The sequence below is a fragment of the Labilibaculum sp. genome (assembly GCF_041595635.1).
GTDB lineage: Bacteria > Bacteroidota > Bacteroidia > Bacteroidales > Marinifilaceae > Labilibaculum.
On sequence record NZ_JBFHJW010000007.1, the window covers coordinates 31,522 to 46,905 of the forward strand.

A 15,384-nucleotide genomic window follows, 5' to 3' on the forward strand; every position below is an offset into this window, starting at 1 on the left:
ATCTGAAGCAGCCTTTCTCTATTATTGCAAAGGTGGAATTACCAGAACTTGCCCAGGATAAATTAAATTAGGATCTTTTAGCATTGGTTTGTTGGCTTCAAAAATAACATCATATTTATTGGCCATTCCATAAACTTCCTTGGCAATTTTTGAAAGATAATCTCCTTTTTTAACGGTGTAGAATTGTTTTTCTACTTTAGGAGGTTCTACAGGGGGAGGATTTGTAACGGTAATTTGATCATTAACAGAGGAGATACCATCTACGTTGCCTGCAGTTACAATAACTTTGTTTTTATTTTCTATCGTATCAATACTTCCTGTTAAACTTACCTTCTCATCATCAACCGATACTTGTATGGTACTAGTATCAAAGCCAAATTTTTTAATGTGATTGGCAATCAGTTCAGCTTTTTCTTTTTCAAGTGTTTCCTCAGATTTCCCAAAGATTTTTTCACCTGCACTTTTTATGAACGAAATGAGTCCCATTCTGATTGAATTTTAGCGTTAAACATTATTTATTTTTTAAATGAGAATCAGTCTAAAAGCTGGAAAGTGATTTTTACATTTACACGATATTCTGTGATGTCGTTTTTAGAAACTACGGCACTCATATCCTGTACATATACAGAACGAATTTCTTTTACTGTTTTAGCTGCAGTTTTTACTGCATTTTTTGTTGCGTCTTCCCAACTCTTTGGTGATGAAGACATTACTTCTAGTACTTTTAAAATGGTCATGATTTTGTGTATTAAGTGAATATAATTACAGTTCTGGTAATTAGAACTGTTTTTTTAAGTACTCTCAATTTACTGAATTATTAGCGAAATAATAAATCTTTTTTCTGCGTTCTTTTTTAGGTTGTATTCTTAATCTACATGTGTTTTTATTGCATTGAGCAATTTTAGAAAATAAAAAAGACCAAATTCACATTGGAATTTGGTCTTTTAAATAGGATATTGAATTTAGCTTTTAAGCTAAATTTGTCTTTGTAGTGAGAAAAACTAATTCTTATTCGCCTTTTTTTCTCTTTTTGCTTCTTTTTTTTCTTTCGCTGTTTTAGTCGATTCTTTCTTTACATTTTTTTTAGCATCCTGTGACTTTGCCATGATATATTGATTTTATATGATGAAAAAATGATTATTTATTGTCATTTACTTTTTGTTTTAGTACCCATAATTGAACCATTTCCGAATGTCGCCAATTTTGATTTCTTTTGGTATTTTTTGAAGCTGATCGCACCTTTTTTTCCAAAAGTAATTCTTTTTCGAATCGTCCACCTTCGGCTAATTCCTTTTCGATAGGATGATTTTTCTCTTGTCCGGTAATTTGCGCTAAGTTCGAGAATAAAATAACCACGCGACCATTGATTCTGCTGTGTTTTTTAGCTTCTTCAAAAAAGCGAGGAAACAGATCCTTTTCGTAGTACATGGCATTATCAATTCCCTGTGTATTGTGTGAAGCTGGCAACCATGGCGGATTAAATACGATCAAATCAGTTTTTGAATTGCTTTGAGCAAATAAATCACCCAATAGAAGTTCAATTTTTGAATCGTATTGATTAAAGCCTTGAGTTTGCGAGGCTCCAATAATTGCATTAGGATTGGTGTCGGTAGCGTATATTTTTTTAAATCCATGCTTTAGGAGTTGCAGACTTAAAATTCCAGAACCTGTTCCTATATCGAAAGCAGATTTCTTTTCACCTTTGTATCGATCCAACCATTTGTCGAAAAGTTTTATGTGTTCAAATCGAGTTGGGAAATAGGTATCGAAAAATGGATGTATTTTTTGATCGAGAACAGGAATGTAAATGCCTTTTTCGTACCATTGCCACGAGCTATTTAATCCTTGTATTTGCGTAAAAGGCAACAAAAACTCATTTAAATTTGGATATAGTATTTCTAACCAGCCAATTACTGGAGCTTTTCGCACGTTTAATTTGTTGTTGGTAACGTGTATTAATAATTTTTGAGATAGTTTTTGATATGCAGAACGAAATTCACGTTGTCCTTTATAGGATTGATCTGGAAATTTCGTTTGTAGGTGTTTTTTTAACTCGCTGAGAACAGCTAATCCACTACTAAAATAATCAACAATTAATACTGAATATCCATCAATAAGAGCATCTACTGCATCCATTGGATCCATTCTTTTTTTATAGGGAACTACTTCAATATCAGAAAGGATAGGTTCGGGACGATTGGCTGTAATTTTCTTGCCCGAAAGAATTATTTCTATTTTTGCTTGTACCATTACTTATCTATTTTATTGCGTTTAGCAGAACTAAGGCACAATTTCCTAAGCTATGTTTGGTTCGCAGATTGTTAAATTTCGTGTAAACGTAGTACAAATACTGATAATTTTTGCCTGTATTGCAATAAATTATTGTGTTTGTATTTTATGGATAAGCAAAACGACCTAACAGGATGAGCTATGACTAGATATTTTATCAAATACAATCCTGAATTTCGAAAATAAGATAGTGGTGAGCCGAAATATCTAGGTCTAAACCTTTTTCCGATAATTCGTTACTACTTAGTTCGAGATTTGTATTAGTGTGTATCTTGTTAAAACGTAATTTTGTTGGATGTGCAATTTTTAGCGCATCCAGTGCATGTGCAGGTATTTTAATTTGTAAATGTTGAGGCTTATTGTCAAAACTGCATATAATTAGGAGTTTTTGGCTTGAACAGTGGCGCAAAAAGGCATAAACTGTTTCTGAATTAAAAATCTCCGAATTTGTATTCTGCCACATGATATCGTAAAACGAACCTTCGGCAATAGCTGGCAACTGTGCATAATTAAGAATCTCCCGGTAAGCATTTTGCAAGTTTTTTTGTGGAGTAGATAATAATTTTCCATCAAATTTTCCATCATTCATCCATTTCTGATGTTCGGGGAGGTTCCAGTAATCGAATATGGTAGAGCGACCATCGGCTTCACTGTATCCCGATTTTTCCATTCCTGTTTCTCCAAATTCTTGTCCAGAATAGAGTAGGGCTGCACCTTTATTAATGCAAACCGAAAGCACCATTCCTGGAAGAGCTTTGAAAGGATCTGTTGCGAAATAAGGGGATGCGATTCTTTGTTCATCGTGATTTTCCATAAACTGGAGCATGTAATCATCCAAATTATGCAGTGATTGCCAGGATTGTGTAATGTCTCTGGCTGGGCGTTCGCCACGAATTACCGCTTTAAGGGTATCGTACAAACCTACTTTATCATATAGGTAATCAAATTTTCCAATTTTAATATAGCTTTCATAGAGATATGGATTGTAGACTTCAGCTATGAATAGAATATCAGGGAATTGTGATTTAACTTCTTGAATTACCCACTGCCAAAATTCAACAGGAACCATTTCAGCCATGTCGCATCGAAAAGCGTCAATCCCTTTCTTTGCCCAATAAATAAGGATGTCCTTCATTTTGAACCAGGTATTCGGTATCGGGTCAAAATGTTTTGAATGATTGTTCAGGTAATCTACTCCGTAGTTTAGTTTTACGGTTTCGTACCAATCGTTTAGCTGTGGATGATCAGAAAATTGATCGTTTCCGGTTGCTTTTGCAGGATATTCCTGATAATCAATTTTAGGAAATCTATTTCTTATTTCATTGGACAAATGCAGATGCTGATGAGGCATGTAGTAAAAATTATTAGTTGGTGAGAACGCCATACTGCTATCGTCATTGCTTCCAAAATCAGAAATGCCGTTGGGTTTTGCATCTGAATGATATTCTCGAGCCAAATGGTTGGGAACGAAGTCAATGATCACCTTCATTCCATTTTCATGACTTCGATGAAGTAAATCTTCAAATTCTTGCATTCGGTGGTTAACATTTATGGCCAAATCTGGATTTACATCATAGTAATCTTTTATGGCATAAGGAGATCCTGCTTTTCCCTTAATTACCAGCGGGTTGCCATTTGGTATTCCCGCTTCGGGATAACCTTCGCTAATTGCATGTTCGATAATTCCTGTGTACCAAATATGTGTAACACCAAGTTTTTTTATTTCCTGTAGAGCCTTTGTGCTGATATCGTTGAATTTTCCGCAAGAGTTTTGATCTCGTGAACCATTTGCAATGGGATTGGTGTTTTTATTTCCAAATAAGCGGGGTAGTAGTTGGTATATTATAAGCTTGATATTTTTCATAACTAGAATACGCTTTTAGAGGGAATATATTTAAAAACCAAAGCAGTTCTACTTGGCAAGTAAAGATAAACCCGGTGAATATTCGACATTGTAGCTTCGGGTTTTGAATAGTATAGTCGATTTGCATCTACACGATCGAAACCTCCGTATTTTTTCTCGTCAGAGTTGAGCACCAACTGGTATTTGCCAGATTGTGCCGGAATTCCGTAGTAGGTGAAGGATTGGTTTGGGTTTAAATTGAAAACAAAAAGTAAATTTTTTCTTCGAACAGCCAATACCTGATTATTTTTATCAGATTGTACACAATCAATATAAGGCTCATTAATAAATTCTTCTTGTTTTTGCAGGGCAATCATATCTTTATCGAACTCATTTAAAAATTCGAATCGTAAGTTTGGATTGTCGACCAAACTCCATTGTCTGCGTGCATATTTATAGGACCAATTATTTCCAGCTCGGGGAAAATCAATCCATTCTGGATGCCCAAATTCATTGCCCATAAAATTCAAATAGCCATTTCCGCTGCAACAGATAGTTAGCAAACGAATCAATTTATGAAGTGCTATTCCGCGATCAACAATTAGGTTTTCACTTGCCTTGTCCATGCTATCATACATGCTTTTGTCAATCAAACGAAAAATTAGTGTTTGATCTCCTACCAAAGCCTGATCGTGCGATTCAGCATAACTAATGGTTTTTTCTTCGGCTCGTTTATTGGAGAGTTCGTAAAAGATAGTACCCACGTCCCAATTTTCATCGTGAGATTCTTTAATGAGTTTGATCCAATAATCTGGAATTCCCATTGCCAGGCGAAAATCGAAACCCAAACCACCTTCCTGAATAGGGGAAGCTAATCCCGGATAACCGCTCATTTCTTCAGCAATACTAATTGCCTTAGGATTGTATTGGTGAATTAATTTATTGGCTAAAATAAGGTAACTAATGGCATCTTCATCTTGTTGGCCATCGAAATACATGCTGTAATTGGTGAAATCTCTCGATAAGCCATGATCGTAGTACAACATACTGGTTACTCCATCGAAACGAAATCCATCAAAATGATATTCTTCTAGCCAGTATTTTATATTCGACAATAAAAGGTGAATGACTTCATTTTTAGCATAATTGTAGCAAAGAGAATCCCAAGCTACGTGTTCTCTTCGTTCGTTATCATGAAAAAACTGATAGGTGGAACCATCAAACTTTCCAAGTCCTTCGTTTTCGTTTTTAACAGCATGAGAATGAATTAGATCCATGATTACCATAATGCCTAAAGAATGAGCTTCATCAATGAGTTGCTTTAATTCCTCGGGTGTGCCAAAGCGCGATGATGCAGCGAATAAACTGGAAACATGGTATCCAAAAGAACCATAGTAAGGATGTTCCTGTATGGCCATCAATTGGATGGTATTGTAACCTGCTTTATGGATTCGAGGAAGAATGAGTTTTCGAAATTCATCATAGCTTCCAACGCCTTCTTTCTCGCTTGCCATGCCAATATGAGCCTCGTAAATAAGAGGCGATAGATATTTAACTCGTTTGGCTTCATGTTTCCATTCGAAAGAAGCTTTTGGCTTCCAAACTTGTGCTGAATAAACGAGTGTTTTCGGATCTTGTATTACACGGTTACACCATACAGGTATTCGTTCTCCTTCGCCACCAGACCAACAAACTAGTAATTTATACAAATCTGTCTGTTGCAGAGAAGCTAAAGGCAGTTTTAATTCGAAATTACCATATTCAAGCTTTTCGAATTTATAGTTTGAATGTTTTTTCCAGTTTGAAAATTTACCAATAAGGTATATTTCTTCTGCATTGGGAGCCCATTCTCTTATGATCCAATTTTTGGAATCTTGATGCAGTCCATAGTAATGGTGGCCATTAGCAAAGGATGAAAGATTTGTTTCGCCAAGGTTTTGTTCTTTTTGTTCTGCCGCTAGTATTCTTTTTTGAATTACAAATTGGTAATCTTGTAAAAAAGGATCCGATTCAATGATTTTAAGATGTGCAATCATAAGCATTATAGGTGTTCCTGCTTCGCAGTAGTTAGATATTACAATGAACTTAAAGATACAATTTATTACTTATGATTACTCTATAATGGAATATAGTTTTTAGGAATTTTTGCAAGTGAAAAAGTTGGAGCCATCTATTGATTTATTCCCTTTGCAGAAAAAACGAATTGTTTGAAAGGCTTAAGGTTGAAGTACAAATATATAGCGTATGTTCTGTTGAGAAATATGTTCCTTATGGTTGAAGCTGACAGATGGAAATACCCAGTAGACTTATTTCAGACCGAAATAAAGAGAATTATATGTATTTAAACATGTATTAATACTAATAGATAGTCGTTTATGTGCCATGCATAAGGTTTAGCAAAGTGAACTGTGTGGCTGACTGGTGCAATCGTTTTAACCAAATCCGATAAGAAATGAGCCAAATAGAACATTTTATATCCGCCAAAATTACTTAATCAGATGTTGATCAGGAAATTAGTTTGTTACATAAATCGATTAATCAGGCACTTGCCGATTTGGAAACAATTCAACAAAAAATTGTTAAAGAACTAAGCCAAAAAGAAGTTGATATTTTTGAATACCATAAACTTCTTTTGCAGGATGAAGATTTACTGAATGCAGTAGAAATAATGGTTCGAAAAGAAAAAATAAATGTTGCTTTTGTTTGGTTAAAGCAAATCAAGAAAAAAGATTGGAATATTCTTCGCATTTACTAATTAGTACCGATAAAAAAATCAATGAAATTTGTTGGGAATCAGGTTTTTCCAATGTTTCTCACTTCTGCCAGCTTTTTCAGAAGCAGTATGGTACCTCTCCCTTAAAATACATAAATGTAATTCGTAAGCAGTGAAAGTTTTGTTATTCAGTTACTTACTTTGAATCTTAACAGAAATCCATAATTTTGATGCATAAGGAATGATAAGACTTGTGGATATTTTCAATCTCTTTTCTTAACTTAAGGCTTGTATTCGTGGTGTGCATAATCGAAAGAAAAAAGATAGATATGAGATCGGAAAAGTTTCAAAATGAAGTAGATTTAAAGTATAAATTGTACAACAGTATATTTTTAACTTTGCCATTAGATGGCATTCATGGAACAGGAATTTTAATTCCTATACTAAAAGAGAGCTGCTCAAAAGGTTTGGATCTGGGGAAGTCTCCTCTTGAAATTTTCGATCATTTTTTTGAGAAACAAACTTCCTTACGAACAGAGAAAGAGCAATTCGATTTTCTGTTTCGGGTTATACATTATATTGAACGGCAGGTAGTATTGCTGGATGCTGTAGAGGATGCCGTTTTTGATAAAATTAATGATTTAGATGGAGCAGGAAGTTTAAAAGACTTAAAATCGAGAGTGAATCAAGCAGATAAATGGAAGGAGTTGAAAAGTGATTTGGAGAGGTTTGCTGTACGAATTGTTTTAACCGCTCATCCAACACAATTTTATCCGAGTACTGTACTTTCTATAATCAATGATTTAATTATAGCGATTCAGAAAAGTGATTTGCTTCAAATAAAATTATTGCTTACCCAATTGGGAAAAACCCCGTTTTTTAAAAAAGAACGTCCTACCCCATACGATGAGGCAAAAAGTATAAGTTGGTATCTTGAAAATATTTTTTATCAATCGGCTTCCGAATTGTATTCTGAATTGCTAAGCAATGAACAATTATCCGATGGAAAAGCATGTTCTGTAATTTCCTTCGGGTTTTGGCCCGGTGGCGATCGGGATGGAAATCCATATGTAAATACAGAGACAACTTTTAAAGTGGCAGAACGACTTCGATACATTCTATTTTCGAATTATTATAAAGATTTAAGGCGATTACGAAGACGATTAAGTTTTAAAGGAGTTTATGAAATTGTTCTTGATTTAGAAGAGAAAGTACTAAAGGCTTTGAATGCGAAAGGCGATGAAGGAAGTATCACAATTGAGGAAATTGATGAATCTTTAACAAAAATTGAAAAAATATTGCGGGAAGAACACGATGGGTTTTTTCTTGATCTTTTGCATAAATTTCAAAATAAAGTGAAATTGTTTGGAATTCACTTTGCCAATATCGACATCCGACAAGATAGCAGAATCATAAGGAAAGCTTTTGATCTTTTGTGCAATTCAAATCCTGAAATAAGTAAAAACCTAGATAAGAATCATCTGGATAGTTTATTTCAAGCAAAAGGTGTGATTGGGGATATATCCACTGATGATGAGGTGAGTAGAGACACACTTGCTGTTTTTTCTGCAATGAAAGAAATTCAGAAGATGAATGGAGAGCTTGCTTGTAATCGTTTTATCATCAGTAATTGTCAAACTTCTCTTGATGTAGCTCAAGTTTACGCTCTGGCTAAGCTTAGTGCCTGGAACAAGATTTTGCCTCTTGATATTGTACCACTGTTCGAAACCATAGATGATTTAGCTAAAGCAGATCAAAGCATGAGAGAATTGTTTGAGAATGAAACCTACTATCAGCATTTAGTTTCGAGAGGGAAGAAGCAAACCATTATGCTTGGTTTCTCCGATGGTACCAAGGATGGAGGTTATTTTTCGGCAAATTGGAGCATTTATAAAGCGAAAGAGAACATTACTCAATTGGCGCGGGAAAAAGGAATAGTGGTTGTATTTTTCGATGGTCGTGGTGGACCACCAGCGCGTGGAGGTGGAAACACTCACAAATTTTACTCCTCTTTGAGCAATGATATTGAAAATCAGGAAATACAAGTTACCATTCAGGGGCAGACTATTAGTTCGAAATTCGGTACTAAAGCATCGGCAAAATATTATCAGGAATTAATGATTACTGCAGGTTTGGGAAATCGACTTTTCGAAGATCAAAGCAAACAGTTTTCAGTCGAAGATAAGGAAACAATGGAAGCTTTGGCGAATTATAGCATGGAGGAATATCACCGGTTTAAATCTTCCGATAAATTTGTGCCTTATTTAGAGAAAATGAGCGCTTTAAAGTATTATGGGAAAGCAAAAATTGGTAGTCGGCCTAGTAAAAGAAAAGAAACAGCTACATTGAATTTTGAAGATCTTCGAGCCATTCCATTCGTAGGAGCATGGAGTCAGATGAAGCAAAATGTACCTGGCTTTTTTGGTGTTGGTGCGTCTCTTAAAAGAATGAAAGAGGAAGGCAAAATGGAGAACTGTAAAAAGTTGTATCATAATTCGTTATTTTTCCGCACCTTGGTGGAGAATAGCATGCAATCGATTTGTAAATCTTATTTTTCACTAACGCAATACATGAAAAAAGATGAAGAATTTGGTGAGTTCTGGAATTGGATTTACCAAGAATATCAACTTAGTGTAGATATGTTGCTCGAGGTGTCTGGACAAAAAGAATTGATGGAGCTATCGCTTGAGTTAAAGGATTCCATTCATTTACGGGAAGAAATTGTATTGCCATTAATTTGTATTCAGCAATTTGCATTGATGAAGATTCGAGCCATGGAATTGTCAGGAAATATTGATCAGGAGAAATACATTACATTGGAAAACTTGGTTATTAGGTCTCTTTATGGTAATATTAATGCCAGTAGAAATTCTGCATAAAATAAGTTTGATAAAAATTAATCTTAAATTGCAACATTCTTACTCGAATATCGTTTCCTTTGTAAGTAAGAAATTAAAATATAACAAAAAGAATTCCAATGAAGATGAATAAATCATTTTTTTCAATTATCTTTTTCACTTTATTCACCCTTTCTGCATTTGCGCAAAGCACCGATACTACTACTAAAGTAAAAGAAGCGGCAAAGAAACAGGAGGTAGTAAAACAGGAGACTGTAAAACAAGAAGTAAGTACTCCTGTAGAAAAGAAACCTGTTGTAAGAAAGCCAGTAAAAGCATATATGGATGAGGGTTCAATTGAAGAGCAATTTGATTATATGTTGAGCAAATCCAATCGTTATCAAGAATATAAGGTTGTAAAAATAAGCTCTCTCAATACATTTAAATCGAATGTTTTTGATTCATTAAATCTGGCAAAAAAGAATTTACTTGATTCTAAATTTATAGAAAAAAGCCAGAATTTGGAGATTGCTTCTTTAAAAAATGAATTGGAAACAGTGAAAAAGGAACTCGAACAAACGAGGAGTTCTAAAGATAGTATGCGGTTTTTAGGAATGGATCTTCCTAAAGCAACCTACAACACCATTATTTGGATTTTAATTTTAGGATCTTTACTACTTGCAGGTTTGTGTTTTCTCTTGTTTAAAAGAAGCAACGTGTTGACAGTGGAAACAAAACAGACATTGGAAGAAGTACGGGAAGAATTGGATACACTTCGTAAAAATGCACTCGTTCGAGAACAAAAGCTGGCGCGAAAACTTCAAGACGAGGTGATAAAAAATAAAAATTTAGGCTTATAAAAGAGTAAATTTATATCATAAAATGAAGACTAACAGCAATGTTAGTCTTTTTTTATGGACAATATTTAAGCAATAAATCCCAATGTGTTTTTCTGGTATAGTAGTTGATTTTTAGGTAAGATAGTTCAAAAATAGGATGCAATTCGTCTATAATTTATTTTGATATCGAAATTTACAACAATTGGAGTAATGGTAATTATAAATTCCACTTTTGCCATAGTTTTTCATTATAGAATGGATAGAATAATTATATTTTGGATCAAAATATTGATTTATTGTAAATACAATACTGCTTTATTATATTACTTATGTTTAAGTATTTATATTATATTTGTTATATATATTCTACTATTATGTTGCAGCAAATTAATGATCGATTTAATTCCGCATGTGAAACTTGTGCCGATAAATCATGCGCCATAAAAACTCTTAGAGAATATGAGCTACAATTATGGCGCAACAACTATCACGAGGTGAAATTTCGTAAGGGAGATATGATTATGTCCGAAGGAATTTCTGTAAATCAGATTGCTTATTTAAGAAGAGGACTGGTAAAAGAGTATGGAACTATAGATCATTTTCAACAGTACATTTTGCAGGTTATTAAACCGCATTCTTATTTAGGACTTGAATCTATCTTTGATAATTGCATCAATAAGTATTCTTATGTGGCTTTGAGCGATGTTACAGTATGTTTTCTGAAATTGCCTGTTTTTCTGGAGCTAATTAAAGAAAACGGACAGTTTAGTTATGAAATTTTATCTTCGATTTGTAATAACAATTTGCGAAATTATCATCGTTTTATCATTCAGCATCAAAAAAATAGTCGAGGCAAACTTGCTGATGTTCTTTTGTATTTTTCCAATGTTATTTTTGAATCGCTTTGTTTTATTTTACCACTCACACGCAAGGAGATTGCTTATATGGTTGGAATTAGTCGTGAAAGTGTATCAAAACAATTATGTGGATTTGAAATGGATCAGATCGTAAAAATTCGTAGGCGTGAAATCACCATTTTGGACGTTAATAAATTGGAGCAAATTAGTCGTTTGGGTTAATATAATTAATCCTATCGTGATTTTTTTGTAGGTTATTTTGCACCATTGATCTATTTCCTCATTCTTCACTAGTTATCCTGATTAATATTTACAAAATAGAATCAAATTATTTAGTTTATATTCCGATCATTGAAAGCTTTAGTTTAGTTAAAAATTGTTATTTTCAAGTCTTCAAAAGCCAACTAAGCTACTGTTTCATGAAATTATTATCTAAAATTCCCCATAAAGTTTTTTTGTTATTGGTATGTTGTATTCTTCAGTCCTGTTCATCTACCCCCAAGCAAACTAATTCAATTACTGTTTTTGCAGCGGCAAGTCTTACTGATGTGATGACTGAAATAGCAAGCCAGTTTAAAAAGGAAACAGGTTATAGTGTTCGTTTGAATTTTGCATCTTCAGGGATATTGGCTCGGCAAATCGAAAATGGTGCCCATTGTGATTATTACTTATCAGCAAGTAAAGAATGGATGGATTATTTGGATACTCTTCAATATGTTGATCGAAATTCTATTCATAGTCATGCTGGGAACCGAATTGTTGCTATTGTGCCTGTTGACAACAAAAAAATGATAATAGATTCGGTTACTATCGTAAATTTTCCTCAGCTTTTCGAAGGGCGAATATCTTTGGGTGATCCAAATCATGTTCCAGCAGGAAAATATGCCATGCAAATGATAGAAAAGTACGGATGGATAGCGGAATTGAAGCATAGACTATTGCCTGCAAAAAATGTTCGTGATGCACTTTTTATGGTGGAGATGGGAGAGGTTGAAATGGGCATAGTATATGCATCGGATGCTCATAAATCAGATAAAGTAAGAGTGGTTTACGAATTTTCTGGTGCTGATTGTGATCCCATTCGATACTATGGAGCAAGTTGCCCAAAACCGAAAAAAGCAGTAGGTGCTTTCCTTGAATTTTTGCAAACCGATCAAGTGAAATTAGTATGGGCTAAGAATGGTTTTAGAATTGATTAATATGGATAGTTATTTTGTATTTACAGAAACAGAAATAAGTGCAATTACGATCTCTTTTAAGGTGGCTTTGTGTTGTGCAATTTTACTTTTGCCTTTGGCAATTTTAGTAGGATGGTGGTTGGCGCGTAAATCTTTCAAAGGAAAATCATTAATTGAAGGATTTATTAATTTGCCATTGGTATTGCCTCCTGTTGCAACGGGTTTTATTTTGTTATTGCTATTGGGAACAAAAGGACTGATTGGTCATTTTCTGAATGAATACTTGGGAATTCGTATTGCCTTTACTTATTATGCAGCCGTAATCGCATCTATGGTTGTTTCTTTTCCTTTAGCGGTGCGAGCCATTCGTCTTTCCATCGAAATGGTTGATCCAGGTTTTGAAGAGGCTGCAAAGACCTTGGGGGCTAGTACTATTCAGAGTTTTGTGAGAGTAACACTTCCTTTGTCTTTACCGGGAATCATAAGTGGTTTTGTGCTTTCTTTTGCACGATCGCTTGGCGAATTTGGTGCGACTATAATATTTGCAGGTAATATTTTAGGCGAAACACAAACCATTCCCTTGGCATTGTTTAATCAGATCCAAGTGCCAGGTATGGAGAGTTCGGCATTTCGATTGCTGATGGTTGCTGTTGTTTTTTCTTTTTTAGCTATGGCTGTTTCTGAATATTTAGTCAAGAAATTACACAAACATTAGTAGAATAAACAGATTCTGCAATACAAATTAGTTAACAAAGAAAATCAGTTGTTTATGCATGTTTTATCAGCACATTTAAAACGTAAGAAGGGCAATTTCTTTTTGGATATTAAAGTAGATTTCAAACAAGGAATTACTGGAGTTTTTGGTCCCTCGGGAGCAGGCAAAACAACCTTAATGCACATGTTGGCAGGATTGGAACGTCCCGATGAAGGTTATGTAAAAATCGGTGAGAGGTATTTGGTCGATAGTTCAACAAATATCTATGAGCCGGCACGAAATCGTAAAATTGGCTATGTTTTTCAGGAAGGACGATTGTTTCCGCATATGACTGTCAGGAAGAATCTGCTTTTCGGTACGAAATACCTTCCAAAAGGAGAACAATTTATCGAGTTTGATGAGCTGGTGAACTTGTTGGAGGTAAATGATCTGCTTGAAAAACGTCCCAGTCAGTTGTCTGGAGGCGAAAAACAGCGTGTGGCTATTGGTAGGGCTTTGCTGAGTTCTCCTAACTTATTATTGATGGATGAGCCTTTTTCGTCGCTGGATGTGAAATTGCGAAGACAGATTATTCCTTACCTAATTAAAATAAATCGAAATTTTAACATTCCTATGTTGGTGGTTAGCCACGATTTACCTGATTTACTAAACTTAACTCGCGAGTTGTTTTTACTGAAAAATGGTCGGGTTGCTGGTCAGGGAAATTATCTCGATTTGGTGGAGAATGAGAATCTTTTTGAATTGATGCGTGGATCGGGATTAATGAATGTAATTCAATTTAAAGTGGATTCACGAAATGCAGAGGATGGTTTGACTATTTTGGTGAATAAAAATGCCAGTAAGCCAATTAAGGTGGAGCGGGAGATGAGTTTTGATTGTTGTCAGATTGGCGATGATATGAGCGTATCCTTGCGTCCTGAGGATATTGCGATTACCTTGGAGCAAATTCCAAATATTTCCATCCGAAACCAACTACGAGGAAGAATTCGTAAGATAATTCAAAAGGAGAATCGTAACTATTGCATGGTAGATGTTGGTTTTACATTATTGGTTTCCATCACGCATGCATCACTGGAAAAAATGCAGCTCGTCGAAGGAAAACAGGTATGGTGTTTGTTTAAATCAATGGCCTTGCAAATAAATAGGTGAAGTTTAGTTAGAAATCAAGAATTTATTTTGAAAATACTAGTCTCGAATCAGAGAAAAAATTCTGCACACAAAATGAGATAAAATAGTCTTTCTGTTTTCTTTTTATTATTGGTATTTTTTGCAAAGGGGACGTAACATTCCTTCCAATCCGTTCAGCTTTATCTCGTACATAGAGGCAAGCATTTCTCCTAGTTTTCCAGCTGGAAACCCTTTTTGTCGATACCAAACCAAGTAAGGTTCAGGAATATCAATAAGGTAACGTCCTTTGTATTTTCCGTAGGGCATTCTCATTCGAATTAATTTAATTAATTCCTCATTCATAAAGTCCCCGTCTATATTGTCCATATTTTTATCCGATTTCCTGCAAAGGTATTTTAGAATTTCAGATTTCTAAAAAAAATTATAGATATTTATCTTTCCCAGTATCAATAATTTTCGCGTAACTTTACCAAAAGACAAAATCGATTGGAGATGAATGCAATGGGAAATCAATTTACAGAGGAGAATATTCTAGAGAAGTGGCAAGGAGAAATTGATTTGCTTCAGGATTCGCTGCAAGTATCTGCAGTCTTAATTATGAAGTTGCATCCTCACGAATTGGAGGTGTATGTCAGTTCTGGGAATGAAAATAATCCGTATACAATTGGAGATCGGGGAGAGATTAATATTGGAGCCTATTGTGATACTATTATTGCCAGCAAGGCTAAATTTCAAATTGAAGATGCTTCAGAAGATCAGTATTGGCAATCAAAGATGAAGTTTAACAATGGTATGTCATGCTATATGGGATTACCAATTTTTTATCCGAATAAGGATTTGTTTGGAACCATTTGTGTGCTGAATAAAGAGCCTCGAAAATTTGTGGATTTGGATCATCAGTTGCTCGATCATTTTCGCACAGGTATTGAATCAGATTTGTTAATGGCAGATGAGTCTGAAGATAGAAGCAGTTTGTAATGGAAAA

Annotated in this window: 14 protein-coding genes and 1 pseudogene; 9 read left to right on the top strand and 6 right to left on the bottom strand. The window is 34.6% G+C overall.

Features of this window, described 5'->3' with window-relative positions:
* Positions 1 to 21 precede the first annotated feature (21 nt).
* From lysM to ABYT26_RS03600, 5 genes are all read right to left on the bottom strand, one after another.
* Positions 22 to 486 carry a peptidoglycan-binding protein LysM gene (gene lysM / locus ABYT26_RS03580; RefSeq protein ID WP_372751525.1) on the bottom strand — a complete coding sequence of 155 codons (465 nt, stop codon included), beginning with the start codon at positions 484 to 486 and terminating at the stop codon, positions 22 to 24.
* Between the two features lie 47 nt (positions 487 to 533).
* The gene (locus ABYT26_RS03585; RefSeq protein ID WP_372751526.1) at positions 534 to 737 is read right to left on the bottom strand and encodes a dodecin family protein; all 204 of its coding nucleotides are present in this window, start codon (positions 735 to 737) and stop codon (positions 534 to 536) included.
* Between the two features lie 400 nt (positions 738 to 1,137).
* Positions 1,138 to 2,250, bottom strand: a complete 1,113-nt coding sequence (locus tag ABYT26_RS03590) for a 50S ribosomal protein L11 methyltransferase (RefSeq protein WP_372751527.1) — start codon at positions 2,248 to 2,250, stop codon at positions 1,138 to 1,140.
* A 196-nt stretch (positions 2,251 to 2,446) separates the two neighbouring features.
* The gene (locus ABYT26_RS03595) at positions 2,447 to 4,153 is read right to left on the bottom strand and encodes an alpha-amylase family protein (protein ID WP_372751528.1); all 1,707 of its coding nucleotides are present in this window, start codon (positions 4,151 to 4,153) and stop codon (positions 2,447 to 2,449) included.
* 2 nt (positions 4,154 to 4,155) lie between these two features.
* A complete protein-coding gene (locus ABYT26_RS03600) occupies positions 4,156 to 6,174 on the bottom strand; it encodes an alpha amylase C-terminal domain-containing protein (protein WP_372751529.1) in 2,019 nt (672 codons plus the stop codon).
* 467 nt (positions 6,175 to 6,641) lie between these two features.
* Between ABYT26_RS03600 and ABYT26_RS03605 the strand changes: the two are divergent.
* The 8 genes and pseudogenes from ABYT26_RS03605 to modC form a co-directional block, all read left to right on the top strand.
* A pseudogene (locus ABYT26_RS03605) lies at positions 6,642 to 6,887 on the top strand (phosphoenolpyruvate-utilizing N-terminal domain-containing protein); the annotation flags it as partial.
* The gene (locus ABYT26_RS03610; protein ID WP_372751530.1) at positions 6,863 to 7,021 is read left to right on the top strand and encodes a helix-turn-helix domain-containing protein; all 159 of its coding nucleotides are present in this window, start codon (positions 6,863 to 6,865) and stop codon (positions 7,019 to 7,021) included. The pseudogene ABYT26_RS03605 and the gene ABYT26_RS03610, both read left to right, overlap by 25 nt.
* A gap of 153 nt (positions 7,022 to 7,174) precedes the next feature.
* Positions 7,175 to 9,724: a phosphoenolpyruvate carboxylase gene (locus tag ABYT26_RS03615; RefSeq protein ID WP_372751531.1), complete on the top strand. Its 2,550-nt coding sequence runs from the start codon at positions 7,175 to 7,177 to the stop codon at positions 9,722 to 9,724.
* Positions 9,725 to 9,822: 98 nt separating this feature from the next.
* Positions 9,823 to 10,542, top strand: a complete 720-nt coding sequence (locus ABYT26_RS03620; protein WP_372751532.1) for a hypothetical protein — start codon at positions 9,823 to 9,825, stop codon at positions 10,540 to 10,542.
* A gap of 353 nt (positions 10,543 to 10,895) precedes the next feature.
* Complete coding sequence (locus tag ABYT26_RS03625; RefSeq protein ID WP_372751533.1) at positions 10,896 to 11,600, top strand: Crp/Fnr family transcriptional regulator; 705 nt, start codon at positions 10,896 to 10,898, stop codon at positions 11,598 to 11,600.
* Positions 11,601 to 11,797: 197 nt separating this feature from the next.
* Positions 11,798 to 12,577, top strand: coding sequence for a molybdate ABC transporter substrate-binding protein (gene modA / locus ABYT26_RS03630; RefSeq protein ID WP_372751534.1), 780 nt, complete (start codon positions 11,798 to 11,800; stop codon positions 12,575 to 12,577).
* Position 12,578: 1 nt separating this feature from the next.
* Positions 12,579 to 13,271, top strand: a complete 693-nt coding sequence (modB, locus tag ABYT26_RS03635; protein ID WP_372751535.1) for a molybdate ABC transporter permease subunit — start codon at positions 12,579 to 12,581, stop codon at positions 13,269 to 13,271.
* A gap of 54 nt (positions 13,272 to 13,325) precedes the next feature.
* Complete coding sequence (modC, locus tag ABYT26_RS03640) at positions 13,326 to 14,420, top strand: molybdenum ABC transporter ATP-binding protein (RefSeq protein ID WP_372751536.1); 1,095 nt, start codon at positions 13,326 to 13,328, stop codon at positions 14,418 to 14,420.
* A 105-nt stretch (positions 14,421 to 14,525) separates the two neighbouring features.
* On the opposite strand, the gene ABYT26_RS03645 is transcribed toward modC, so the two are convergent.
* Positions 14,526 to 14,765, bottom strand: coding sequence for a DUF3820 family protein (locus tag ABYT26_RS03645; protein ID WP_372751537.1), 240 nt, complete (start codon positions 14,763 to 14,765; stop codon positions 14,526 to 14,528).
* A 126-nt stretch (positions 14,766 to 14,891) separates the two neighbouring features.
* Between ABYT26_RS03645 and ABYT26_RS03650 the strand changes: the two genes are divergently transcribed.
* Positions 14,892 to 15,377 carry a GAF domain-containing protein gene (locus ABYT26_RS03650; RefSeq protein ID WP_372751538.1) on the top strand — a complete coding sequence of 162 codons (486 nt, stop codon included), beginning with the start codon at positions 14,892 to 14,894 and terminating at the stop codon, positions 15,375 to 15,377.
* The last annotated feature ends 7 nt before the right edge of the window (positions 15,378 to 15,384 follow it).

What these genes read in the sequence shown, in the direction of transcription:
- modA (WP_372751534.1), top strand. Translation starts at nt 11,798, where the DNA reads ATGAAATTATTATCTAAAATTCCCCATAAAGTTTTTTTGTTATTGGTA.
- ABYT26_RS03650 (WP_372751538.1), top strand. Translation starts at nt 14,892, where the DNA reads ATGAATGCAATGGGAAATCAATTTACAGAGGAGAATATTCTAGAGAAG.
- ABYT26_RS03645 (WP_372751537.1), bottom strand. Translation starts at nt 14,765, where the DNA reads ATGGACAATATAGACGGGGACTTTATGAATGAGGAATTAATTAAATTA.
- ABYT26_RS03615 (WP_372751531.1), top strand. Translation starts at nt 7,175, where the DNA reads ATGAGATCGGAAAAGTTTCAAAATGAAGTAGATTTAAAGTATAAATTG.
- ABYT26_RS03620 (WP_372751532.1), top strand. Translation starts at nt 9,823, where the DNA reads ATGAAGATGAATAAATCATTTTTTTCAATTATCTTTTTCACTTTATTC.
- modB (WP_372751535.1), top strand. Translation starts at nt 12,579, where the DNA reads ATGGATAGTTATTTTGTATTTACAGAAACAGAAATAAGTGCAATTACG.
- ABYT26_RS03595 (WP_372751528.1), bottom strand. Translation starts at nt 4,153, where the DNA reads ATGAAAAATATCAAGCTTATAATATACCAACTACTACCCCGCTTATTT.
- lysM (WP_372751525.1), bottom strand. Translation starts at nt 486, where the DNA reads ATGGGACTCATTTCGTTCATAAAAAGTGCAGGTGAAAAAATCTTTGGG.
- ABYT26_RS03600 (WP_372751529.1), bottom strand. Translation starts at nt 6,174, where the DNA reads ATGCTTATGATTGCACATCTTAAAATCATTGAATCGGATCCTTTTTTA.
- ABYT26_RS03585 (WP_372751526.1), bottom strand. Translation starts at nt 737, where the DNA reads ATGACCATTTTAAAAGTACTAGAAGTAATGTCTTCATCACCAAAGAGT.
- ABYT26_RS03625 (WP_372751533.1), top strand. Translation starts at nt 10,896, where the DNA reads ATGTTGCAGCAAATTAATGATCGATTTAATTCCGCATGTGAAACTTGT.
- ABYT26_RS03590 (WP_372751527.1), bottom strand. Translation starts at nt 2,250, where the DNA reads ATGGTACAAGCAAAAATAGAAATAATTCTTTCGGGCAAGAAAATTACA.
- modC (WP_372751536.1), top strand. Translation starts at nt 13,326, where the DNA reads ATGCATGTTTTATCAGCACATTTAAAACGTAAGAAGGGCAATTTCTTT.